19 protein-coding genes are annotated in these 20,598 nt (G+C 67.5%); 10 read left to right on the top strand and 9 right to left on the bottom strand.

All coding sequences use genetic code 11. The features are described 5' to 3' along the window. Positions 1–71: 71 nt before the first annotated feature. A complete protein-coding gene (locus AAFN89_RS09065) occupies positions 72–1,502 on the top strand; it encodes an alkaline phosphatase D family protein (RefSeq protein ID WP_347538219.1) in 1,431 nt (476 codons plus the stop codon). A 7-nt stretch (positions 1,503–1,509) separates the two neighbouring features. Beyond that, the gene (locus AAFN89_RS09060; protein WP_347538217.1) at positions 1,510–2,742 is read left to right on the top strand and encodes an MFS transporter; all 1,233 of its coding nucleotides are present in this window, start codon (positions 1,510–1,512) and stop codon (positions 2,740–2,742) included. Positions 2,743–2,769: 27 nt separating this feature from the next. Here the strand turns inward: AAFN89_RS09060 and AAFN89_RS09055 are convergent, their stop codons facing one another. Further along, entirely contained in the window at positions 2,770–3,681 is a 912-nt protein-coding gene (locus AAFN89_RS09055; protein WP_347538215.1) for a GntR family transcriptional regulator, read from the bottom strand. A gap of 176 nt (positions 3,682–3,857) precedes the next feature. Between AAFN89_RS09055 and AAFN89_RS09050 the strand changes: the two genes are divergently transcribed. The 5 genes from AAFN89_RS09050 to AAFN89_RS09030 are packed head-to-tail and all read left to right on the top strand — an operon-like array spanning position 3,858 to position 10,077. Then, positions 3,858–4,994: a C45 family peptidase gene (locus tag AAFN89_RS09050; RefSeq protein WP_347538213.1), complete on the top strand. Its 1,137-nt coding sequence runs from the start codon at positions 3,858–3,860 to the stop codon at positions 4,992–4,994. A gap of 60 nt (positions 4,995–5,054) precedes the next feature. Next, positions 5,055–6,614, top strand: coding sequence for an ABC transporter substrate-binding protein (locus AAFN89_RS09045; RefSeq protein WP_347538211.1), 1,560 nt, complete (start codon positions 5,055–5,057; stop codon positions 6,612–6,614). A gap of 33 nt (positions 6,615–6,647) precedes the next feature. Further along, positions 6,648–7,589: an ABC transporter permease gene (locus AAFN89_RS09040; protein ID WP_347538209.1), complete on the top strand. Its 942-nt coding sequence runs from the start codon at positions 6,648–6,650 to the stop codon at positions 7,587–7,589. After that, a complete protein-coding gene (locus AAFN89_RS09035) occupies positions 7,586–8,407 on the top strand; it encodes an ABC transporter permease (RefSeq protein ID WP_347538207.1) in 822 nt (273 codons plus the stop codon). The genes AAFN89_RS09040 and AAFN89_RS09035 overlap by 4 nt, the downstream gene beginning before the upstream one ends. After that, the gene (locus AAFN89_RS09030; protein ID WP_347538205.1) at positions 8,407–10,077 is read left to right on the top strand and encodes an ABC transporter ATP-binding protein; all 1,671 of its coding nucleotides are present in this window, start codon (positions 8,407–8,409) and stop codon (positions 10,075–10,077) included. The genes AAFN89_RS09035 and AAFN89_RS09030 overlap by 1 nt, the downstream gene beginning before the upstream one ends. A 301-nt stretch (positions 10,078–10,378) precedes the next feature. Here the strand turns inward: AAFN89_RS09030 and AAFN89_RS09025 are convergent, their stop codons facing one another. From AAFN89_RS09025 to AAFN89_RS08995, 7 genes are all read right to left on the bottom strand, one after another. Next, positions 10,379–11,371, bottom strand: a complete 993-nt coding sequence (locus AAFN89_RS09025; RefSeq protein ID WP_347538203.1) for a TonB family protein — start codon at positions 11,369–11,371, stop codon at positions 10,379–10,381. Further along, a complete protein-coding gene (gene exbD / locus AAFN89_RS09020; protein WP_347538201.1) occupies positions 11,368–11,859 on the bottom strand; it encodes a TonB system transport protein ExbD in 492 nt (163 codons plus the stop codon). Before exbD ends, AAFN89_RS09025 begins: the two co-directional genes overlap by 4 nt. A gap of 4 nt (positions 11,860–11,863) precedes the next feature. Beyond that, entirely contained in the window at positions 11,864–12,967 is a 1,104-nt protein-coding gene (exbB, locus tag AAFN89_RS09015) for a tonB-system energizer ExbB (RefSeq protein WP_347538199.1), read from the bottom strand. Between the two features lie 83 nt (positions 12,968–13,050). Then, entirely contained in the window at positions 13,051–13,647 is a 597-nt protein-coding gene (locus AAFN89_RS09010) for a histidine phosphatase family protein (protein ID WP_347538197.1), read from the bottom strand. Next, the gene (locus tag AAFN89_RS09005; RefSeq protein ID WP_347538195.1) at positions 13,644–14,726 is read right to left on the bottom strand and encodes an ABC transporter ATP-binding protein; all 1,083 of its coding nucleotides are present in this window, start codon (positions 14,724–14,726) and stop codon (positions 13,644–13,646) included. Before AAFN89_RS09005 ends, AAFN89_RS09010 begins: the two co-directional genes overlap by 4 nt. Further along, on the bottom strand, positions 14,719–16,467 hold the full coding sequence (locus tag AAFN89_RS09000) for an iron ABC transporter permease (RefSeq protein WP_347538193.1): 1,749 nt from the start codon (positions 16,465–16,467) through the stop codon (positions 14,719–14,721). The genes AAFN89_RS09005 and AAFN89_RS09000 overlap by 8 nt, the downstream gene beginning before the upstream one ends. After that, complete coding sequence (locus AAFN89_RS08995) at positions 16,464–17,594, bottom strand: ABC transporter substrate-binding protein (RefSeq protein WP_347538191.1); 1,131 nt, start codon at positions 17,592–17,594, stop codon at positions 16,464–16,466. Before AAFN89_RS08995 ends, AAFN89_RS09000 begins: the two co-directional genes overlap by 4 nt. 205 nt (positions 17,595–17,799) lie before the next feature. Between AAFN89_RS08995 and AAFN89_RS08990 the strand changes: the two genes are divergently transcribed. Next, positions 17,800–18,645: a MurR/RpiR family transcriptional regulator gene (locus AAFN89_RS08990; RefSeq protein ID WP_347538189.1), complete on the top strand. Its 846-nt coding sequence runs from the start codon at positions 17,800–17,802 to the stop codon at positions 18,643–18,645. Here the strand turns inward: AAFN89_RS08990 and AAFN89_RS08985 are convergent. Beyond that, on the bottom strand, positions 18,642–19,319 hold the full coding sequence (locus AAFN89_RS08985; RefSeq protein WP_347538187.1) for a pseudouridine synthase: 678 nt from the start codon (positions 19,317–19,319) through the stop codon (positions 18,642–18,644). The two genes, AAFN89_RS08990 and AAFN89_RS08985, sit on opposite strands and share 4 nt — an antisense overlap. A 77-nt stretch (positions 19,320–19,396) precedes the next feature. Here AAFN89_RS08985 and AAFN89_RS08980 point away from each other — a divergent pair, with 77 nt between their 5' ends. Together AAFN89_RS08980 and AAFN89_RS08975 are read left to right on the top strand one after the other, a co-directional pair. Beyond that, the gene (locus AAFN89_RS08980; protein WP_347538185.1) at positions 19,397–20,026 is read left to right on the top strand and encodes a TadE/TadG family type IV pilus assembly protein; all 630 of its coding nucleotides are present in this window, start codon (positions 19,397–19,399) and stop codon (positions 20,024–20,026) included. Between the two features lie 38 nt (positions 20,027–20,064). Next, positions 20,065–20,577, top strand: coding sequence for a hypothetical protein (locus AAFN89_RS08975; RefSeq protein WP_347538183.1), 513 nt, complete (start codon positions 20,065–20,067; stop codon positions 20,575–20,577). Positions 20,578–20,598: the final 21 nt, after the last annotated feature.

The raw sequence follows: 20,598 nt of genomic DNA, 5'->3' as shown, positions 1-20,598 counted from the left end.
GGAATCGATCTCCAGCGAATTCCCTTTATCCTGCGTGCCGTTTCCGCCCGTAGCCCCCGCGTGACCATCCAATGACCCATCCGACCGTCGGACCGATCCTGCTGGCCAGGGGAGCGACCGCAGATGCCGCGCGGCTGTCGGTCCTGATGGTGGTGGAGCGGGGGCGGGAGCCGCCGGCGATCATTCCTCAGGACGGCGTCCCGGCCACGCCTTCGGCGTTGTCGGAGGAGGATTGGGCGACCATCTGGCGCTATGATTTCGACCTCCCTTCCGCGCCTGCCGCGACCTACAGCGTCGACGGCATCGATTATGAGGTCGCTGCCGACCTGACGGCCGACCTGCGTATCGCCTTCGTTTCCTGCAACGGCCAGGAGGTCCGCGACCTGCAAAGGCCGCGGGTGGAGCGGAACGCGCTGTGGCGGGACATCGTCGAGGAGCACCGGAAGGACCCCTTCCACCTCATGCTCCATGGCGGCGACCAGCTTTATGCGGATGAGGTGTGGCAGGCCCATCCCGATCTCTCGGCATGGCAGCGGGCGACGCAGGCCGACCGGGAGGAGGCTCCCTTCACGCCGGAGATGGAGGAGGCGGCGCGGGGCTTCTACCTGTCCCGCTATCTGGACGTCTACAGCCAGCCGGCGACGGCGGCGATGATGGCGCGCGTACCCTCCCTGATGATCTGGGACGATCACGACATCGTCGACGGCTGGGGCAGCCATCCGCGCTGGATGCTCGACAGCGCCGTGGCGCAGGGCGTATTCGGCGCCGCCCGCCGCTTCTTCCGGCTGATGCAACTGGGGCTGGGGCCGGACGAGGTTTCGCCGAACCTGCCGGATAGGGAAGGCAGGTCGCTCGGCTGGCGCTGCGCCTTTCCCGGCCTCGGCATCCTCGCTCCCGACCTCCGGTCGGAAAGGCGGCCGGACCGGGTGATGGGGGAAGCGGGATGGCGGACCCTGGAACGGTCGCTCGCCGATCTGGACGGCGCGGAAACCCTGCTTCTCCTGTCAAGCGTCCCGGCGCTGGGGCCAAGGCTCTCCTGGGTGGAGAAGGTGATCGGCGCGCTGCCCCATATCGACAAGTACAAGGACGATCTGCGCGACCAGTGGCAGAGCCGTTTTCATCGGCGCGAATGGTCCAGGTTCCTCACGCTGATGGAGCGGCAGGTGTCCGGGCGGGGACGGCGGCTGGCGATCCTGTCGGGCGAGATTCATCTGGCGACGCGCGGGGAGATGAAGGTGAAGGATGGGATCGTCCATCAATTCGTGGCCTCGGGTATCTCCCACCCGCCGCCGCCCCGGATCTATGCCGCCTGCCTGGGTGGGCTGGCGCGGGTCGGCGGCAGTCCGGTTCCCGGCCGGCCGATCCGGCTGAAGCCGCTGCCGGGATCGGGCGACATCTATACGGCGCAGCGGAACTATCTGGTCCTGCGGCGAAGCGGCGGCGAATGGACAGCCCGGTGGAGAACGGAGGACAGCGGCTGGACCGGTCCGCTGTCCTTCTGACCGGCCGGTGAGGATCGCAGGCTTCGCCAAGATCGCGGCGGCGCTGCGCCATCGCGACTTCGCGATCTATATTTCGGGAAATTCGGTATCGCTGGTCGGCACCTGGATGCAGCGCATCGCCGTTGGCTGGCTGATCTGGGACCTCACCGGTTCCGGCGCGTGGCTGGGGCTGGTCGCTTTCGCCGACCTGTTCCCGGCGATGGTCTTCGCGCCGGTGGGCGGCGCGGTTGCCGACAGGCGCGACCGGCGGCGCATGGTGCTGGTCACACAGACGGCGGCGATGGCCCAGTCGCTTGCGCTCTTCATCTTCACCGCCTCCGGCGCCATCACGCCCGTCTGGCTGCTGGTCCTGACGCTCGTCCACGGAATCATCATCGGCTTCAACCAGCCGGCGCGGATGGCGCTCGTCCCCTCGCTGATGCCGGCGGAGATCCTGCCCACCGCGCTGGCGGTCAACGCCATCATCTTCAACGTCGCCCGGTTCCTCGGCCCGGCGCTGGCCGGGCTGATCATCGTCAGCGCGGGCGTCGCTCCGGCCTTTCTCTGCAACGCTCTCAGCTTCCTCGCCTTCATCGTCTCCCTGCTGCTGATCCGGCCGTCCGGCGGCCCGGCGATCGCGGGCCGGCGACGGTCCCTGCGTCTGGATGTGGCGGAGGGCGTGCGCTACGCCGCGCGTCATCCCGGCATAGGGCCGCTGCTGGTCCTCCAGGCGACGATGGCGCTCTGCGTCCGGCCAGTGGCCGAACTGCTGCCCGGTTTCGCCGAAGGCGTCTTCGATCGCGGGGCGCACGGGCTGGCGATGCTGTCCTCCACGATCGGCCTCGGCGCCATCGCCGGTGGACTCTGGCTCGCGGGGCGGGAGGCGCGGGACGGGCTGACCCGTATCGCGGTCGGCGGCGCGGCCTTCGTCGCGCTCTCCATCCTCGGTTTCTCTGCCGCGCCGACCTTCTGGATCGCCCTCGTCTTCGCTGCCCTGACGGGGGCGTCGCTGGTCATCACCGGCGTCGGCATGCAGACCCTGATCCAGCTCAGTGTCGACGGGGCGGTGCGCGGTCGGGTCTTGAGCCTCTACGGCATGATCATCCGCGGCGGCCCGGCCTTCGGCGCGCTGCTGATCGGCGGGCTGGCTGACCTGATCGGCTTCCGCTGGCCGCTCGCCGTCGGCGCGGTAGCGACGCTGGCAGTGTGGGCCATCTTCTGGCGGCGGCGGGAGGCGCTCCGCCGGGCGCTGGAAGGCTGAAGGTCTCATCCTTGTTCCGTTGCGCCCTTATTCGCCTCGCGTCTGGCGGCATTCATTCGCCTGGGCGGCGAGCGACAGATGGCGGCGAAGCAGCGCTTCCGCGAACGACAGATCGTCCTCGTCCAGCGCGGTCAGTATGCCGATATGCTCCCGGCAGGACTGCACGATCCGCGACGGGCTGATGACCGAGAAATCAGCATATTCCTGCATCCGGCGCAGGCTGTTCTGCTGGCGCACGGCCTGCGCCATGAAGCGGTTGCCGGACCAGGTCGCCAGGGATTCGTGGAACCATGAATTGATGCGGAACCATTCCTCCCGCGTGACGGCGCCCGACGCCCGGCTGAGGATATCCTCATGCGCGCGGCGCAGCTGGCCTAGCCGCGCGCGGTCGACGGTGAAATTCGGCTCCCGCAGCGCCGCGCATTCCAGGATGATCCGGAACCGGTAGCTCTCCGCCACCGCCTCGTCGGTATCCAGCGTGTCGACGAACCGCCAGCCATGGCCGCGTTGGCGCTGAACCAGCCCTTCCGCCGCGAAACGCAGCAGGACCTTCCGCACCGCGCCGCGCGCCGCGCCGAAGCGCTCCGAAAGCTCCGATTCGGAAATCTCCTGCGGCAGGCGGCCGGTCGCCCGCTCCGTCATCATGACCGTGAACAGATCCTCCGCAGCGGATGGCGGCACCAGATCGGCCTCGGCGATGGACGCGATCGGCTTGACCAGGATGAAGCCGCGCCCCGGCTCCAGCCGCACCACCCCCCGGCTCGCCAGCAGGTTCAGCGCGCCGCGGACGGGGGAGCGGGAGACCCCCATGCGCCGGGCGAGCGCCAGTTCCGGGACATGGGAACCTTCCGGCCACGCCTCGTCGCCCGCCAGCTCGACGATCTGCCGCGCCAGCTCCGCCTGAAGCGGACTTGTGCGTTTCACCGCGTGTACCGGCACCTGACCTTCCTCCGCTGGTTGCCGAGCGCACCTTACCTCAGCGATGCGTTGCTGCCCAATCGGCACTTTAACTCTCTGAAATCTCAAGATAATAGATTTTTGTCCACGAAAGGTGTTTTTTCATTGATCAAAACACACTACGATCAGGGCATCGAATCTGCTTCCGAAGGCATTCCATGACGATCGCGCCGCAATCCTTTCCCTTCGTCTCCGTCAGCGGCTCGCCGCGCGAACGCGGCCGGCAATATGGCGAAGCCGCCGCGGACAGGGTGCGGATCAGTGCGGAGATCTATGCCAGTCAGCTCACCGATCTGGGCCTGGACGAGCGGGCGACGGCCGGGCTGATCTCGGATTTCGTGCCTCTGATGGAGGATTTCGGCGCGCATTATGTTGAGGAGATGCGCGGCATCGCCGAAGGCGCCGATATACCCTTCGAGCATGTTGTGCTGATCAACGCCCGGACCGAGATCGTGTCTATGGCGCGCCTTGAAACCGGCATTCCGGAGGATGATCCGGACGGCTGCACCGGAGCGGTCATCCTGCCTTCGCGCAGCGCGACGGGGCGGCTGATCCACGGACAGAACTGGGACTGGCGGGCTAAATGCGCGGAAACCGCGATCGTGCTGCGCGTCGCCAACGATGACGGTCCCGACTTCATGACCTTCACGGAAGCCGGCGGTCTCGCCCGTTGCGGCATGAACGCCGCCGGAATCGCCATCACCGCGAACTATCTGGAATCCGACCGCGACTACAAGACCAGGGGCGTGCCGCTGCCGCTGATCCGCCGCAAGGCGCTGGAGCAGCAGCATGTGGCGCTGGCGATGCGCGCGGTGGCGATCACGCCGAAGGCCTGCGCCAACAACATGATCGTAAGCCAGTCCGGCGGCTGGGCCATCGATTTCGAATGCGCCCCGGACGAGACCTTCCCGCTCTATCCCGATGACGGGCTGGTCGTCCACGCCAACCATTGGCTGAGCCCGGTCGCCTTGTCGAAGCTGAAGGATATGGGCATCCCCAGCACGCCCGACAGCTTCTATCGCGACTGGCGGGTGCGGGAACTGCTCCAGGCCAAAGGGCGGAAGCTGACGGCCGAGGATCTGAAGGCCGCCTTCTTCGACGATTTCGCCACGCCCTACGCCGTCTGCCGTCCGCCGCGTCCGACCGCGCGGGGCAACCTGTCCGCCACCGTCGCCATGGTCATCATGGAGCCGGAGACGGGGGTGATGGAGGTGGCGCCGCTGCCCGCGATCAACCGGACCTTCACACGCTATTCGCTGGCCGACGATCCGGTGGAACTGGAAGCGGCCGAATAGGCGAGGGGGCAACGACCCTCTGATATCCGCAAAATCCATAAATGGGAGGAAATGACCAAGATGCGTATGATCCTGTCTTATGGCGCGGCGACGATCCTCGCCGCCGGCTTCCTCTGCGGCCCCGCGGCGGCGCAGGAAACCACGCTCCGCGTCGCGTACAACGCGGATATCAGGAGCACCACCCCCGGCAGCAACCGCGACGACAACACCGACGCGGTCATCCTTCACACGGTGGAAGGGCTGGTCGCCTATCGGGAAGACCTCACGGTCGGCCCGCTCCTGGCGGAAAGTGTGGAGATGTCCGACGACGGCCTGACCTACACCTTCCACCTGCGCAACGACGTCGTCTTCCATAATGGCGAGCCCCTGACCTCAGCCGAGGTGCTGTGGAGCTGGGAGCGCTATCTCGATCCCGCCACCGAGTGGCGGTGCCTGCCGGACCTGGATGGCAGCAAGGGGCTGAAGATCGAATCGATCGAGGCGCCGGACGACATGACGGTCGTCTTCACGCTCAACCAGCCCAGCGCCCTCTTCCTCGACATCATGGCGCGGACCGATTGCGGCGGTTCGGCCATCATCCATCCCGATTCCGTCGCTGAGGACGGGACGTGGGTGGAGCCGATCGGCACCGGCCCGTTCACGCTGGGCGAATGGCGGCATGGCCAGTCGATCACGGTCGAGAAGTTCGACGGCTACGTCTCCCGCGAGGGCGAGCGGGACGGCTATACCGGCGGCAAGGAAGTGCTGGTCGATGCCGTGGAGTTCGTCATCATCCCCGATCCTTCGGCCGCCAAGGCCGCGCTTCTGGCGGGGGACGTCGACATCATCCCGGACATCAGCAGCGCCGACCAGGACGAGCTTTCGGCCGCCGAAGGCATAGAGATGGCGACCTCGCCGACCATGGGCACCAACGTCATCCTGTTCCAGACGCGCGATCCCATGATGGACGACCCGGCGCTGAGGGAGGCGATCGCCACCGCGCTCGACATCCCGCAGATCGTGGCCGCCGTGACCAACGGCAATGCGGAGGCGAACAACTCGATCGTGCCGTCGGCGTCCTCCTACCATACGGAGGTCCAGCAGCAGGGCTTCACCTACGATCCGGCGCGGGTCGAGACGCTGCTGGAGGAGGCAGGGTATGAGGGGGAGGAGATCGTCATGCTGACGAACACCCGATACCCCAGCAGCTACGACACGGCGGTTTACGCCCAGGCGATGCTCCAGGCCGCCGGCATCAACGCCAAGCTTGAGGTGCTGGAATGGGGCACCCAGCTCGACGCCTACACCTCCGGCAACTACCAGATGATGGCGTTCCCCTATTCGGCCCGGTTCGATCCCGCCCTCAGCTTCGAGGCGGTGATGGGCGACAAGGACGAACAGCCGCGCAAGGCGTGGGATAACCCGGAGGCCCAGGCGCTGCTGCGCGAGGCCATGGCGATCTCCGATCCCGCCGAACGTCAGGCGCTGTTCGACGAGTTGCACCGCATGTTCATCGCCGACGTTCCGCTGATCATGCTCTACAACGGCGCGGAGGTCGCCGCCTACTCCGACGCGGTGGAAGGGTACCAGCCCTGGCCGGCCAGCAAGCCGCGCCTCTGGGGCGTGAGCCTCGGCGAATAAGGCGGATTACCTGAAGGAAGCGGAGGGTTTCCCATGCTGAGGTTTGCGCTGACGCGGATCGCGATGGCCATACCGACGCTGCTGCTGGTCGCGGTTTCGGTCTTTGTCCTCATCCGTCTCATCCCCGGCGATCCGGCGATGCTGATGCTGGGCGACATGGCCGATCCCGACAGCCTGGCATCCCTCCGCGCCTCCTTCGGTCTCGACCGGCCGCTGCCGGTGCAGTTCGCGATCTGGCTGGGCCAGGTGCTCCAGGGCGATCTCGGAACCTCGATCAGCACCGGCCAAGAGGTCGGGCCGCTGATCCTCGACCGCTTCGCCGTCAGCGCCACGATCGTCCTCGTCGCCGTGGTGCTGGCCAGCCTGATCGCCGTTCCCGCCGGCATGATCGCGGCATGGCGGCAGGACAGTCTGGGCGATCTAGCCATCATCGGTGGCGCGACGCTGCTGCTCTCCATCCCCAGCTTCTGGCTGGGACTGCTGCTTCTGCTGCTGTTCGGCCTCAAGCTGGGCTGGCTGCCCGTCGTCGGCTACGTTTCCTTCCAGGAGGATTTCGGCTCAGCGATGCTCTACATGATCATGCCGGTCGCGACGCTGGTGATGGTGGAATCCGGCGTCGTCGCGCGGATGGCCCGCGCCAGCACGCTGGAGGTCCTCCGGCTGGACTACATCACCCATGCCCGCGCCAAGGGCCTGTCGGAATCCGCCGTGATGTGGCGGCACGCCTTCCCGAACGCCTTCGCGCCCACCTGGACGCTGATCGGCCTGATCCTCGGCAGCCTGCTTGGCGGGATCGCGGTGGTGGAGACGGTCTTCACCATTCCCGGCCTCGGCCGGCTGCTGGTCGACGCGATCTATGCCCGCGACTATCCCGTCATCCAGGGATGCCTGCTGTTCATCGCCGGGCTCTACGTCGTCATCAATCTGATTGTCGACCTGTTCTACCCCATCTTCGACCCGACGGTGACGGAATGAACATCCGAATCTTCGGCCTCGCCCCGAACGCGATCCTCGGCGGCGTCCTCATCGGCGCTTTGCTGACGGCGGCGATCTTCGGCATCGCCTGGACGCCCTACGATCCGCTGGCGATCGATTTCCAGGCGCGGCTGGCCCCGCCCGGACCGGACCATTGGCTGGGCGCCGACGAATTCGGGCGCGACGTGCTGAGCCGCCTTCTGGCCGGCGCGTCGACCAGCGCCTGGATCAGCTTCCTCACCGTCATCAGCGCGCTGGCCGCCGGAACGCTTATCGGCGTCGCGACCGGCTATTTCAGGGGCTGGTTCGATCGTTTCGTCATGGCGTTCAACGACGCGCTGCTGGCCTTCCCGGGGATGTTGCTGGCGCTCGGCCTGCTCGCCGTCCTCGGCGCGAACGAATACGGCATCATCCTCGCCCTGGCGCTGGCCTACACCCCATCTGTCGTCCGGGTGGTGCGGTCGACCGTGCTGTCCCTCCGGGAGCGGGAGTTCGTGGAGGCGTCGCGAATCATGGGGAATTCCGAGACGTTCACCATGGGCCGCCACATCCTGCCCAACTGCATCGCCCCGCTGATCGTGCTGGGCACCAGCATGTTCGGCTGGATCCTGCTGGCGGAAAGCGCGCTCAGCTTCCTCGGCCTGGGCGTGCCGCCGCCCGCGCCGACCTGGGGCAACATGCTGGCCGGTAGCCGGCCCTTCATTTCCCAGGCGGTATGGCTCGGCATCTTCCCCGGCCTCTGCATCTCCCTGACCCTGCTGGGCGTCAACCTGCTGGGCGACGCCCTGCGCGACAGGCTCGACCCGAGGATGCGCTGATGACCGCCCGTCGCGACGACATCCTGCTGGATGTCCGGAACCTCGATCTCGGCGTCCGGCCGGCGCTCTCCATCGCACGGGATGTCAGCTTCACCGTCAGCCCGGGGGAGATCGTCGCCCTGGTCGGGGAGTCGGGCAGCGGCAAGACGATGGTCGCCCGCGCCGTCCTCGACCTCCTGCCTTCGCCGGTCGCAGCGACGGGCGGGCAGGTGACATTCGGCGGCCAGGACCTCTCAGGCATGACCGCACGGTCGATCCGCTCCGTCCGCGGGGCGCGCATCGGCATGGTCTTTCAGGAACCGATGACCTCCCTCAACCCGGCCCTGACGATCGGCCGTCAGTTGGAGGAAGGGCTGAAGCTCCATACGAAGCTGAAGCCCGCCGAGCGCAAGGCGCGCATCCTCGCCATGCTGGATCGCGTCGGCATCGCGGAGGGCGAGAAATGCCTGAAGGCTTTCCCCCACCAGTTCTCCGGCGGCATGCGCCAGCGCATCATGCTGGCCTCCGTCATGCTGCTGAAGCCGGCGCTGCTGGTCGCCGACGAGCCTACGACGGCGCTCGACGCGCTGGTGCAGCGCGACGTGCTGGAACTGATGGTCGAGCTGACTCGGGAGAACGGCACGGCCATCCTTCTTATCAGTCACGACCTTTCGATGGTGGCGCGCTACGCCGACAAGGTTGTCGTCATGCATCAGGGCGAGGTGGTGGAGCAGGGGCGGACGGAGGACATATTGCTGTCCCCGCGCCACGACTACACGCGCAAGCTGCTGGACGCGATGCCCAGGCGGCAGCCCGCCCGGCCGGCGTCCCGGACGGAGTCGCCGATCGTCGAGGTGCGGGATATGACCGTCGACTATCCGGGCCGCCGCCGGATGTTCGGGAAGGAGCCGGGCAAGCGCGCGGTCGACGGCGTCAGCCTGGCCGTCCTGCCGGGAGAGACGGTGGCCGTGGTCGGCGGCAGCGGGTCGGGCAAGACCACGCTCGGCCGGTCGATCATCGGGCTGGTGAAGCCGAGCGGCGGCGGCGTGCTGTTCGACGGCGTCGATCCCTTCGGGGGCGGCAGGGACCGTGTGGCCAACTTCCGCGCCGGCTGCCAGATCATCTTCCAGGATCCCTATTCCTCGCTGGACCCGCGGATGCGCGTCGGCGCGATCGTCGCGGAAGCGCTGCGCCATCAGCAGGGCCTCGACGCGACGGCGAAGCAACGGCGGGTCAGCGAAGTGCTGGCGGAGGTGGGGCTGGATGACGGCTATGCAGACCGCTTCCCCCACCAGCTTTCGGGCGGCCAGCGTCAGCGTGTGGCGATCGCCCGCGCGATCGTGCGGAAACCTTCCTTCATTATCGCGGATGAGCCGGTGTCGGCGCTGGACATGACTGTCCAGAAGCAGATCCTGGAGCTTTTCGCGCGCCTCCAGCGGCAGTACGGCTTCGCCTGCCTGTTCATCTCACACGATCTGGGCGCGGTGGAGCAGGTGGCCGACCGGGTGCTGGTCATGCAGCACGGGAAGATCGTGGAAAGCGGCCCGCGCGATGCCGTGTTCGACCGGCCGGAACACCCCTACACCCGCCGCCTGCTCTCCGCCATCCCCGCGCTGGAGCCGATGCCCGGCGGCGGCTTCCGCCTGCGCAACCGCCACGCGGTGGACGCCGACCGTCTGGCGGCAGGGTGATTGCCCTTGTCGAAACCATGCGTGCCTACACCTTTCGACAGGCTCAAGGTGAGGATGCGTTCCAAAAGAAACTGTCATGCTGGACTTGATCCAGCATCCATGCGGTGTCGACGGATACCAGGATCGCGCCCGGTTCTCGCCGCCGGTGAAGCGGTGAGAGCCTATGGATTCCGGATCAAGTCCGGAATGAGCAGGAATGGGAAACTTCGCCCTCATCTCCTCATGGTGAGCCTGTCGAACCATGTGGACACACACCTTTCGACAGGCTCAAGGTGAGGAATTCTCTCGTCCGTTCGGCCCATCACTGCAGCCGGAAGGCCACCGGCAGGACAACCTCCATCTGCGCCGTCGTGATTTCCTCCGGCATTGGGGGGAGGGGCTGGGCGCGTTCGATCATCTCCTCCACCGCGCGGTCCAGCGCGGCGTGGCCGGAGCTTTCGTCGATCCGGTAGGACAGGACGTTGCCCTGACGGTCGACGGTGAAGCGCAGCGTCGCGATGCCTTCGTAACGGCGGCTCTGCGCGCGGCGGGGATACTCCTTGTACCTCTCCAGCCAGGCGCTCAGCGCTGCGGCATAGTCCATGCGCCGCCCGTCATTGGTGGGAGTTCCCGTCTCGACAGCCGCCGGGGCGGGGGCGGGGACCGGGGCCGGGGCGGGCGCTGGTTGCGGGGGCGGGGAAGCGACCGGAGCCGGCGTAACAGGCGGTGCCACGGGCTCGGGCGGCGGCGGGGCCGGCTTGACCTGCGGCGGCGGCGGATCGATGGCCGGAAGTGACTGTGCGGGCTCCGGCGGCAGCGCGGCGATCTGCTCCTCCGCCGGCTGTGCCGGCTCTTCGACAGCTTCCTCGACAGGTTCTTGCGGCGGTTCTTCGGGCGGCGGCTCCACGATTTCCGGTTCCTGGACGACCTCCTCCGGCGGAGGAGGTTCCGGCACGGGCTCCATGATCTCCGCCGGGATATCGGCCAGCGGTTCGGGCTCCGGCTCGACGACGGGTTCTTCCGCCGGCGCCCGGACAGTCTCGACCTGCTCCTCAGGGACATCCTCGGCCGGAATCGGCTCGGCGACGGGGTTCGACCTCTCGGTTGCAGGAACGACAGGCGCCGGGGCAAGTTCGACCATGATGGCGGCGGGCGCGGCGCCGCGCGGCGGCGAGGACGGTTCCCGCAACATCCATGCCGCGGCGCTCAGATGCGCGCAGAGGATCGCTACTCCGGCGACGCCCCATAGCGCCCCCTCGCGCCATGAAAGTCGGCCGAAGTCGGGGGCGTGGACAATGTCGCCCATGCCCGTCATCGCGCGGTGTCCGCCGGGCCGGGCGACGACGGCCGGTCGGCAGCCCTGCCCTCGTCGGCCGTGGCCGGAACCGTCTCCAAGCCAACGAGCGCGATCTTGAGATGGCCGGCATCGCGCAGCAGGTTCATCAGCTCCATGAGATCGTGATAGCTGACCGATTGATCCGCACGCAGGAAGATCCGGGCTTCGCGGTCGCCATCGGTGACGCGCTCGAGCGCGGCGCCCAGCATATCCCGCGCCACCGGATCGTCGCCGACCGCCAGCGACAGATCCTGCTTCAACGTCAGATAGACCGGTTCGTCGGGACGCGGCTGCGCCTCGGCGGTCGAGGAGGGCAGGTCGACGGCGATGTCGACGGTGGCAAGCGGCGCCGCGACCATGAAGATGATCAACAGGACGAGCATCACGTCGATAAAGGGCGTGACGTTGATCTCATGGTTTTCCACCAGATCGTCGCGCTCGTCGCTGGCGTTCAGGCTTCCGGCCATCTTGCTACTCCGCGGCCCTGGCGACCATGGATCGTCCGTCCGCCTCCGGGGGCGGCGCCTTGCGATAGTCGAGGTCGCGGCTGATCAGCCGTTCGACGCCGGCGGAAGCGTCGGCGAGCAATTGCCGGTAGCCGGTGATGCTCCTGGCGAAAAGGTTGTAGATGACGACCGCCGGGATCGCGGCGACAAGCCCGAGCGCCGTCGCCAGCAATGCCTCGGCGATGCCCGGCGCCACCACCGCCAGGTTGGTGGTTTGCGCTTCGGAAATGCCGATGAAGGCGTTCATGATGCCCCATACGGTTCCGAACAGGCCGACGAAGGGGGCGGTGGAGCCGATCGTCGCCAGCACGCCCGCGCCCCGCGTCATGCGCCGGCCGGCCTGCGCCTCGATGCGCGACAGGTGCGACGCAACCCGCTGGAGCAGCCCCTGCGCGCCGGCATGGTCCAGCGCGCGGGCCGATCGGCGCAACTCATGCTCGGCGGCGCGCACCAGCAACGCCGCCGGGTCGGTGCGCTTGTCAAGCGCGCGGCTGGCGCTATCGAGATTGTCGGCGGCGGTTATCGCCTTCAACGCCCGGCGGACGCGGGCTTTCGCCACCAGCAACTCCAGCGATTTCGCCAGCCAGACGGTCCATGTGACGAGGCTCGCGAAGATGAGCCCGATCATCACGCTCTTCACGACCCAATCCGCCGCCATATACATCCCCCAGGGCGACAGGTCATGGGGCAGATCCGCACGGCGCTCGGGCGTGGCGAGCGGATCCTGAACCGGCGTCGCGGGATCGTCGAGCAGGAGCGGATCGGGTTGTTGCGGGGCTGCGTCCCCAGTGGCCTCCGCCGCGTCTTCCACAGCCGCAGGCGCGGATTGATTATCGGCGGCGGTTTCAGTCGGTGAAGGGGAAGCTGTTTGCGACAGTTCGCCCGCTTCCCCCGCATTGTCCGCAGGGAGGCCGGGATTCGCCGCGCCGGACGTTGGCGAGGGCGCTTCGGCCTGCTGGGCGAAGGCGACGGGCGATGCACACAGGGTCAGGGCGACAATGACGGCGAACCGCGCCCAAGCGCCGGCCGGGGGGGCCGTCCGGGTTCGGTGCGGGCATGTCTGATCCATCGGGGACTCCGGCGTCGGAAGGTGTTGTGAGAACCGTTCGCATTCTCACGATTTTTATTTCCGATGCAAGCATGGTGGGCGCGTCAGTCCGGCGCGTCCAGTTCCAGCCCGTTGGCGCTGACGTTGAACGCCCTCAGCTTCGGGCTCGGCGACAGGTCGATGACCGTCAGGCTGGCGGGGCCAACGGGGATTATATGGCTCGGCTGAAGGCCGACAAGAAGGGCGCAGGCCGCCCTGATCACGCCGCCATGTGTGACCACCAGCGCCGTCTCCTCCGCAGGACCGGCCAGTTCCTCCAGCGCCCCCCCGATGCGGGCGCAGAATGACTCCCAGCTTTCCCCGCCGGGAGGCGTATATGTGCCCGCCCGCCAGCCGGCGAAGGCGTCCGGCCGGTCGCGGCGCAGATCGTCCAGGCTGGCCGCCGTCCATTCGCCCACGTCGATCTCGCGCCATCGCCTGTCCCGAACGGCCGAAGCGTAACCCAGTATCTCTGCCGTCTCTCTGGTCCGCGCCAGGTCGGAGCAGACGATTCGGGCAGGGGCCAGACTGCGGACCAGCCCTGCCAGCCGCTCGGCCTGACGCCGGCCCCGGTCGGACAGCGGCGCGTCGGCTTGTCCCTGAAGCTGCCGAAGGGCGTTCCAGGTGGATTCGCCGTGGCGGACCAGCAGAAGGCGCGTCATGCGACCCTCCGGCCGGAAGCATCGAAGATCGCTGCCGGTCGCTCCGGCAGGCGGAAGGCGATCGGGTCGCCCAGCCGCGCGCCCGGATGCCGATCCACAACGCCGACGATCCTCAGCCCGTCGCCGCGAAGGCCGGTCACCATCACCCGTCCCGCGATGGGCGTGGCCTCCGCGAAGGAAAGGGAGAGCGTCCCCGCCGTTCCCGGCTCCGCCGGCGTCAGGGCCTCCGGCCGGAAAAGCAACTCATATCGGCCTGTCCGGGAGGGCGCGGGGCCAAGATCGATCCCCTCCAGGTCGAACCGTCCTTCCCTCGCTTCGGCCGGCAGCAGATTGCCGGGCGGCGTGCCGATGAAGGTGGCGACGAAAGCCGTTTCCGGTTCGTCCATCAGGGCTTCGGGCGGGCCGAACTGCTGCACCAGCCCGTCTTTCATGACGGCGACATGGGTGGCCATGGTCATCGCTTCGACCTGATCGTGGGTGACATAGACGGCGGTCGCCCCCGTCGCCCGGTGGAGGCGCATCAGCTCACTGCGCATCTCCACCCTCAGCTTGGCGTCCAGGTTCGACAGAGGTTCGTCGAACAGCAGGATGCTCGGCTGCGGGGCCAGCATCCGGGCGATCGCCACGCGCTGCTGCTGACCGCCGGATATCTCGCCGGGATAGCGTTCAGCCAGTTCCCCGATATCCAGGAGCGCCAGCACCTCCGCGACCCTTTCGCGCCGCGCGGCCGCCGGCATCTTCGCCACCTTCAGCGGCCAGTCGACATTGCCGGCGACGGTCATGTGCGGCCACAGCGCGTAGCTCTGGAAGACCAGGCCGGCGTCGCGGGCCCCGGCACTGGCCAGAACCCCGCCTTCGCCGCTGGAAACCGTCCGCCCGTTGAAGACGATCTCCCCTTCGGTCGGCGGTTCCAGCCCGGCCAGCATCCGCAGCATGGTCGATTTGCCGCAGCCCGAGGGGCCGACCAACGTCAGGAACGCCCCCTTCGGGACCACGAAATCGACGCCGGCCACAGCCTGGAAATCGCCGAACCGCTTCACCAGCGACCGGATCTCTATCGCATTCATGCTTTCAGTCATTCTTCATCCAAGGCTGGGAGGCCCGCTGGAACCGCTGGGCGATCAGCGTCGCGATCACGGAGACCAGCAGGATCACCACGGTTATCGCGTTGGCGAATTGCAGGAATCCTTCCGAGGCGTAGCGGAAGGCGACGACGCTCAAAAGCGGCGTGGCGGGCGTGAACAGCAGCACCACCAGAGACAGGTCCCGCACGATCTTGACGAAGACCAGCAGCGCGCCCGCCGTCAGCCCCCTCACCGTCAGCGGGGCGAAGATCGCGAACAGCCGCCGGATGAAGGACGCGCCGGCCATCCGGGCGGAATCCTCCAGGTCGCCGCTGACCTGGCTCATCACCGAACGGCCGGACTGGGTGGCGAAAGGCAGCAGATAGGCCGCCCCCGCGATCGCCAGCAGCGCGAAGGTGCCATAGAGCGCGGGCATCGGGCCGATCGGCCTCCCGAACAGCGCGATATAGGCCGCGCCGAAGGCGATGCCGGGGATCAGCAGCGGCAGGAAGCTGACCTGCGACAGGAAGGCGGCGATCATCCCGCCCTTGAACCGGCTGACATAGTAGGCGACCAGCAGGCCCAGCAGCGTCGCCGCCACGGCCACCACCAGCCCCAGCCCGATCGTGGTCACCGCCGCCGATGCGAAATCGGCATTGTGGAAGATGCCGGCCTGCCCCTGCGCGATCTCCGGATCGGACTGGCCGATCCAGTAATGCAGCGTCAGTTCTGAGAAGATGTCGCCCTTCTGGGTGGTCAGGCTGGAGAGGATCAGGATGATCGTCGGGACCACCGTGGTCATCAGGCAGATCGTTGCGGCCGCCCCGAACAACGGCCAGCGCCAAGCCCCCAGCGCGAACCGCTTAGTCCGGCCGCCCTTGCCGGTGATGGTGGCGTAGGACCGCCGCCCGGCGACCAGCCGGTTCCCAGCCCAGAGGAACAGGGCGGACACCACGATCAGCAGCAGCGCCAGCACATAGCCGCGCTCCACCTGTCCTGTCTCGATCATGCCGTAGAGACGCGTCGCCAGCGTCTGGAACCGGACGGGCAGGCCCAGCAGAGCGGGGGCGGCGAAGTTGCTGACCCCGCCGGCGAAGGTCAGCGACGCGCCGGCGATCACTGCCGGCAGGACGACCGGCAGGGTGATGCCGACAAGGATGCGGCTGCGGCTGGCGCCGGTGAGTTGCCCGGCCTCCAATATGTCGGAGTTGATGGAGGAAAGGGCCGCGGCGATCAGCGCGAACGCCAGCGAATAATAGTGCGCGATCAGCACGATCAGGATCGGCGCCATACCCCAGGCGAGCCAGTCGGGCACGTCGATGCCCGCGGCCTGGAGGAAGCCGGTCGATCCGCCGATCCGGTCGTTGCGGAACATGACGCCCCAGGCCAGCGCGATGGCGAAGCTGGGGATCATGAAGGGCAGGGTCGCCAGCACGCCGATCGTCCGGCGGAAGGGCAGGTCGGTCAGCACCACCAGCCAGGCGAGGAAGCCGCCGATCAGGACGGTGCCGATGCCGACGCCCAGCCCGATGACGATCGTGTTGAGGAGCGGCCACCAGAAAAGGTTGGGCGACAGCCGGCTGGCCAGCACCTCCTCCCAGGCGACGCCGCCCGTCGCCAGCGCGATCTTGACCAGCGGCGCGAGGATCAGGATTCCGACCAGCACGGCCAGGACAGGGCCCAGGATCCCGCCCGGCCGCGCAATGCGCCGCCGGGCGGTTCCGATCATCGACCCCGACAGGGACGCCTGGATCATTGCAGGGTCAGGATCAGATCCGCGATCTCCTGCCGGATCTCCGCCGTCTCCTCGGAGTCGATCGACCAGGCGCGGAACTCGTCCAGCGGCACGGCGTCGGGATGGGGGACGATGTCGGTACGGGTCGCGTAATCCCCCGGCACGTAGAACGGCTCATAGGCCGGCCCGCCGGTCTCGCTGTCGTCGCCCATCATGAAATGGATCAGCAGCCGCGCCGCCGCCGGATGGGGCGCATCCTCCACGATCCCCAGAAGGGCCGGGAAGATGATCCCCGGCGACGGCTTGACCTCGTTCGCGACCTGGAGTGCCCAGCCCTCATCCTCATTGTCGCGCCGGTCGGAATAGCTGGTGAAGCCGATCGGCGGGTCTTCCTGACCCTTGAGGCCGATGGCGGCGTTCACCGCATCGGTGTTGGCGACCAGGATCAGTTCGTTCTCGAACAGGTCGACAATCCATTGCTCGCCGGCAGAGGACACGCCGGAATCCAGCTCTATCGGCTCTCCGAACTCCGCCTCGTAGGCCTCGGCCATGGCGTCGGACCGCAGCACCGCCTCCACCATCAGGTCCAGATAGTCGCCCCGTTGCAGCGGGTCGACCATGATGACGCGTCCCGCCCATTCGTCCCGCGTCAGGTCCCACAGATTATCCACCGGCGCGCCGTCGGGATATTTCTCCTCATTATACATCAGCACCTTGGTGGAGAGGCGGTTGGCCAGCAGGGGCTGCTGATATTCCTCCGGCACGCGGTCGGCGAAGTCGGCCGGGACATAGGGCTGGAGATAGCCGTTCGCCACCAGATCCGTGAACACGACAGGCGCGTCGGAAATGTAGGCTACGTCGGCGTTGGCGATGCCGGCCTGCCGCTCGGCGGTGAGACGGGCGATCTGCTCCGTCGAGGAGATGTCGAACGGGATGAGGTCGATGCCCGAGTAAGCCTCCTCGAACGCCGTTTCGACCTGATAGATCCGGCTGGTGAAGGAATAGACGACGACCTCGCCTTCCTTCCTCGCCAGTTCCGCCAGTTCCTCGACGCTCGCGCTGTCGAGATCTTGGGCATGGGCGCCAGCGACGGTCAGCGCCGCGGCGGAAGCCATGAGGATGCTCAGGGTTCCTTGTCGAACTGTCATGTCGGTCCTCCCTTCTGAAACCGGTGTTGCACGAAGGCGCGGGGCCGATCCCCGCACCCTGACGCCAGCACCGTACGCAAGTTATCTTGCTTTATGAGTTACAATTGCATGAAATATTGCTGAAAGCAAGCCCGATCCGATTTTCTGCAAGGAAGCTTGCAGAGCTGCGGTATGACTTGACCTGAGCACGGGCAATGGAGGTTCCATGGGGCTTCACGAAATCATTGAGGAGCATGAGGCCAGCCTGACGGCGGCCGACCGAAAGCTGGTCCGGGTCCTGCTCACCCAGCGGACGGAAGCCGCCTTCCTTTCGGCGGCCGACCTTGCGGCGCGGGCCCAGGTGCATGAGGCGACGGCCGTCAGGCTGGCCCAGAAGCTCGGCTTCAAGGGATATCCCGATCTCCGTGCCGCCCTTCAGGCGGAGGTGCTGGAGGCCGGCGATCCGGCGCTCCGTGTTCGCCGGCGGCTGGGCCGGACCGGCGAAGGCGACGTGCTGGCCGATCTGGTGGAGGCCGAACGGCTGGCGCTGGAAGGGCTGCTCGCCCATGTCGATCAGGCGAAGGTGGAAGAGGCGGCGCGGATGCTGGTCGCTTCCCGCCGCGTGTTCGTCTTCGCGCTCGGCAATGCCTCCGCGCTGGCTGACCTGGCGATCCGCCGGCTCCGGAGGGCAGGCTTCGCGGTGGTCGACATCCGCTTCTACGGAAGGGAACTGGCGGAGAGGCTGGTATCGCTGGGTCCGGATGATTCGATCCTGGCCTTCGCCTTCCGTCGCACGCCGACCGGGCTGGTCCCGCTCCTGGAACATGCCGGCGCGGTCGGGGCCGGGACGCTTCTGATCGGCGACGCCGCAGGGCAGATGATCCGGCCTCGTCCCCATTGCACTCTCGCCGCTCCGCGTGGCGCGGAAGGGGAATTCCAGACGCTGACCGTCCCGATGGCGATCGTCAACGCGCTGATCCTGACGATCGCGCGGCTGGATCAGGGCCGGTCGCTGGACGCGCTCGAAAGGCTGGGCGGCCTGATCCGGACTTTCGAGACGGGGGCTCGCTAGTGCGATGGTTTCAACGCTTGATTCCCAAGCGTTGAAAGCTGAATCGCACTAGCTCCAATAAGTTGGTGTTCCGATTCAGCCGACGGATGGGAACCATCCGTCGGCATCGGAACACTAGCGTCCAGAATCTCCGCTTCCGCTGCGTCTCGCCATGCGCCCGGCGGCAGATCGCCCAGCGCCAGCTTCCCCACCGCGACGCGGACCAGCCGCAGGGTCGGATGGCCGATGGCTGCCGTCATGCGGCGGACCTGCCGGTTCTTGCCTTCCGTCAGGGTCAGGGCGATCCATGCGGTGGGGATCGATTTGCGATAGCGCACCGGCGGGTCGCGCGGCGGCAGCGGCGGCTCGCCCTCCAGCCGCTCGGCCAGGCAGGGGCGCGTGCCGACGTCGCCATAGCGGACGCCCCGGCGCAACGCCTCCAGCGCATCGTTGCCGGGGATATTCTCCAACTGCGCCCAATAGGTGCGCGGGTGGCCGTGGCGGGGATGGATCAGCCGGTCGATGAACCGCCCGTCATCGCTCAGGATCAGCAACCCCTCGCTGTCCCGGTCCAGCCGGCCGGCGGCGTAGACGCCCTTGGGCAGGCCGAATTCCGCCAGCGTGCGCTGCCCGGCCTCTCCGGTGAACTGGCACAGCACGCCATAGGGCTTGTTGAAGGCGATGATGCGGGTCATGGCGCGGCGAACATTCGCACCCGCCCGCCGTCCCCGTAAAGCCTTCGTTAAGCGGCGCGATGCGATGGTCCCTGGCCATGGGTATGCTCGACGCCATTGCGCCTTCGCGGCCGCGCTTCCCGCACCGCCTCGCCACGGACAGGCGGGGCGCGGCGGCGGTGGAATTCGCGCTGGGCGCGCCGCTCCTCATCATGGTTGCCGTGGGGCTGATGGAGATCTGCTCCGTCCTCTTCGCCTCCAGCCTTCTCGAAGGCGGGCTGCGGGAGGCCGCGCGGGCCGGATCGACCGGCTATACGTCGGAGGACATGACGCGGGAGGAATACATCATCTCGATCGTGGAGGAGAACACGATCGGGCTGATCGACCTGTCGGCCGGCGACCTCAGCTACAAGGTCTATGAGAGCTTCACCTACGCCAACGATCCCAGGGAGCCGTGGGTCGATGAGAACGACAACGGGATGTACGATTCCGACGAGGACTATACCGACGTCAACGGCAACGGCGCGTGGGACCCCGACATGGGCGTCGCGGGGCTGGGCGGAACCGGCGACATCGTCCTCTACACCATCGACTATGACTGGCCGCTCCTGACGGGCTTCCTGTCCCACCTGATCGGCGAGGGCGGCACGATCCCGCTGCGCGCGGCAACGATCGTCCGCAACGAACCGTTCGACGCCAGCAGCCCGCTAACCGGGGCCGGCACGTGACTTGCCGAGGCTTCCTAAAGCACCGGCGCGGCGCTGTGATGGTGGAGATCGCCTTCGCGATGTCGATCCTGGCGCCGCTTGTGCTGGGGGCGGTGGAACTGGCGCGCTTCGTCCTGCTACAGCAGAAGCTGGACCGCGTCGCCGCCACGGTGGGCGATCTCGCCTCGCGCGGGCGCGCCCTGACCCCGGCGCAGATAAACGACATCTTCGCGTCGATCGACAGCCTGGTCAGCCCGTTCGATTTCGACGGGGAAGGGGAGGTCATCCTGTCCTCCATCGACACGATCTCCCAGACCGATCCGCGGGTGGCGTGGCAATATCGCGGGAACGACACCGCCGCGACGCCGGAAAGCAAGTACGGCGCCGAAGGCGACATCGTCGCCAGCATGGCCGGAGAGGACGGGCTCCTGGATGAGCATGAAAGCGTGATCGTCGCGGAGGTGTTCTTCGACTTCGAGCCGCTTTTCGTCCCCGACCTGATCGGCCCGGTTGAACTTTACCACCGCGCCCTCTTCCGGCCGCGCCTGTCCGATCAGGTGCTGGAGGAGTAGGGCGGCGGCTTGGCCGCCGCC

It is taken from the genome of Inquilinus sp. CAU 1745 (assembly GCF_039839375.1).
Lineage (GTDB): Bacteria > Pseudomonadota > Alphaproteobacteria > DSM-16000 > Inquilinaceae > JBDOQU01.
This window is presented reverse-complemented; position numbering and strand designations above follow the sequence as displayed.

Bases quoted from the DNA above. Each gene is read 5' to 3' on its own strand.
- AAFN89_RS09065 (WP_347538219.1), top strand. From the start codon at position 72: ATGACCCATCCGACCGTCGGACCGATCCTGCTGGCCAGGGGAGCGACC.
- AAFN89_RS09050 (WP_347538213.1), top strand. From the start codon at position 3,858: ATGACGATCGCGCCGCAATCCTTTCCCTTCGTCTCCGTCAGCGGCTCG.
- AAFN89_RS09045 (WP_347538211.1), top strand. From the start codon at position 5,055: ATGCGTATGATCCTGTCTTATGGCGCGGCGACGATCCTCGCCGCCGGC.
- AAFN89_RS09040 (WP_347538209.1), top strand. From the start codon at position 6,648: ATGCTGAGGTTTGCGCTGACGCGGATCGCGATGGCCATACCGACGCTG.
- AAFN89_RS09035 (WP_347538207.1), top strand. From the start codon at position 7,586: ATGAACATCCGAATCTTCGGCCTCGCCCCGAACGCGATCCTCGGCGGC.
- AAFN89_RS09030 (WP_347538205.1), top strand. From the start codon at position 8,407: ATGACCGCCCGTCGCGACGACATCCTGCTGGATGTCCGGAACCTCGAT.
- AAFN89_RS09025 (WP_347538203.1), bottom strand. From the start codon at position 11,371: ATGACGGGCATGGGCGACATTGTCCACGCCCCCGACTTCGGCCGACTT.
- exbD (WP_347538201.1), bottom strand. From the start codon at position 11,859: ATGGCCGGAAGCCTGAACGCCAGCGACGAGCGCGACGATCTGGTGGAA.
- exbB (WP_347538199.1), bottom strand. From the start codon at position 12,967: ATGGATCAGACATGCCCGCACCGAACCCGGACGGCCCCCCCGGCCGGC.
- AAFN89_RS09010 (WP_347538197.1), bottom strand. From the start codon at position 13,647: ATGACGCGCCTTCTGCTGGTCCGCCACGGCGAATCCACCTGGAACGCC.
- AAFN89_RS09005 (WP_347538195.1), bottom strand. From the start codon at position 14,726: ATGACTGAAAGCATGAATGCGATAGAGATCCGGTCGCTGGTGAAGCGG.
- AAFN89_RS09000 (WP_347538193.1), bottom strand. From the start codon at position 16,467: ATGATCCAGGCGTCCCTGTCGGGGTCGATGATCGGAACCGCCCGGCGG.
- AAFN89_RS08995 (WP_347538191.1), bottom strand. From the start codon at position 17,594: ATGACAGTTCGACAAGGAACCCTGAGCATCCTCATGGCTTCCGCCGCG.
- AAFN89_RS08990 (WP_347538189.1), top strand. From the start codon at position 17,800: ATGGGGCTTCACGAAATCATTGAGGAGCATGAGGCCAGCCTGACGGCG.
- AAFN89_RS08985 (WP_347538187.1), bottom strand. From the start codon at position 19,319: ATGACCCGCATCATCGCCTTCAACAAGCCCTATGGCGTGCTGTGCCAG.
- AAFN89_RS08980 (WP_347538185.1), top strand. From the start codon at position 19,397: ATGGGTATGCTCGACGCCATTGCGCCTTCGCGGCCGCGCTTCCCGCAC.
- AAFN89_RS08975 (WP_347538183.1), top strand. From the start codon at position 20,065: ATGGTGGAGATCGCCTTCGCGATGTCGATCCTGGCGCCGCTTGTGCTG.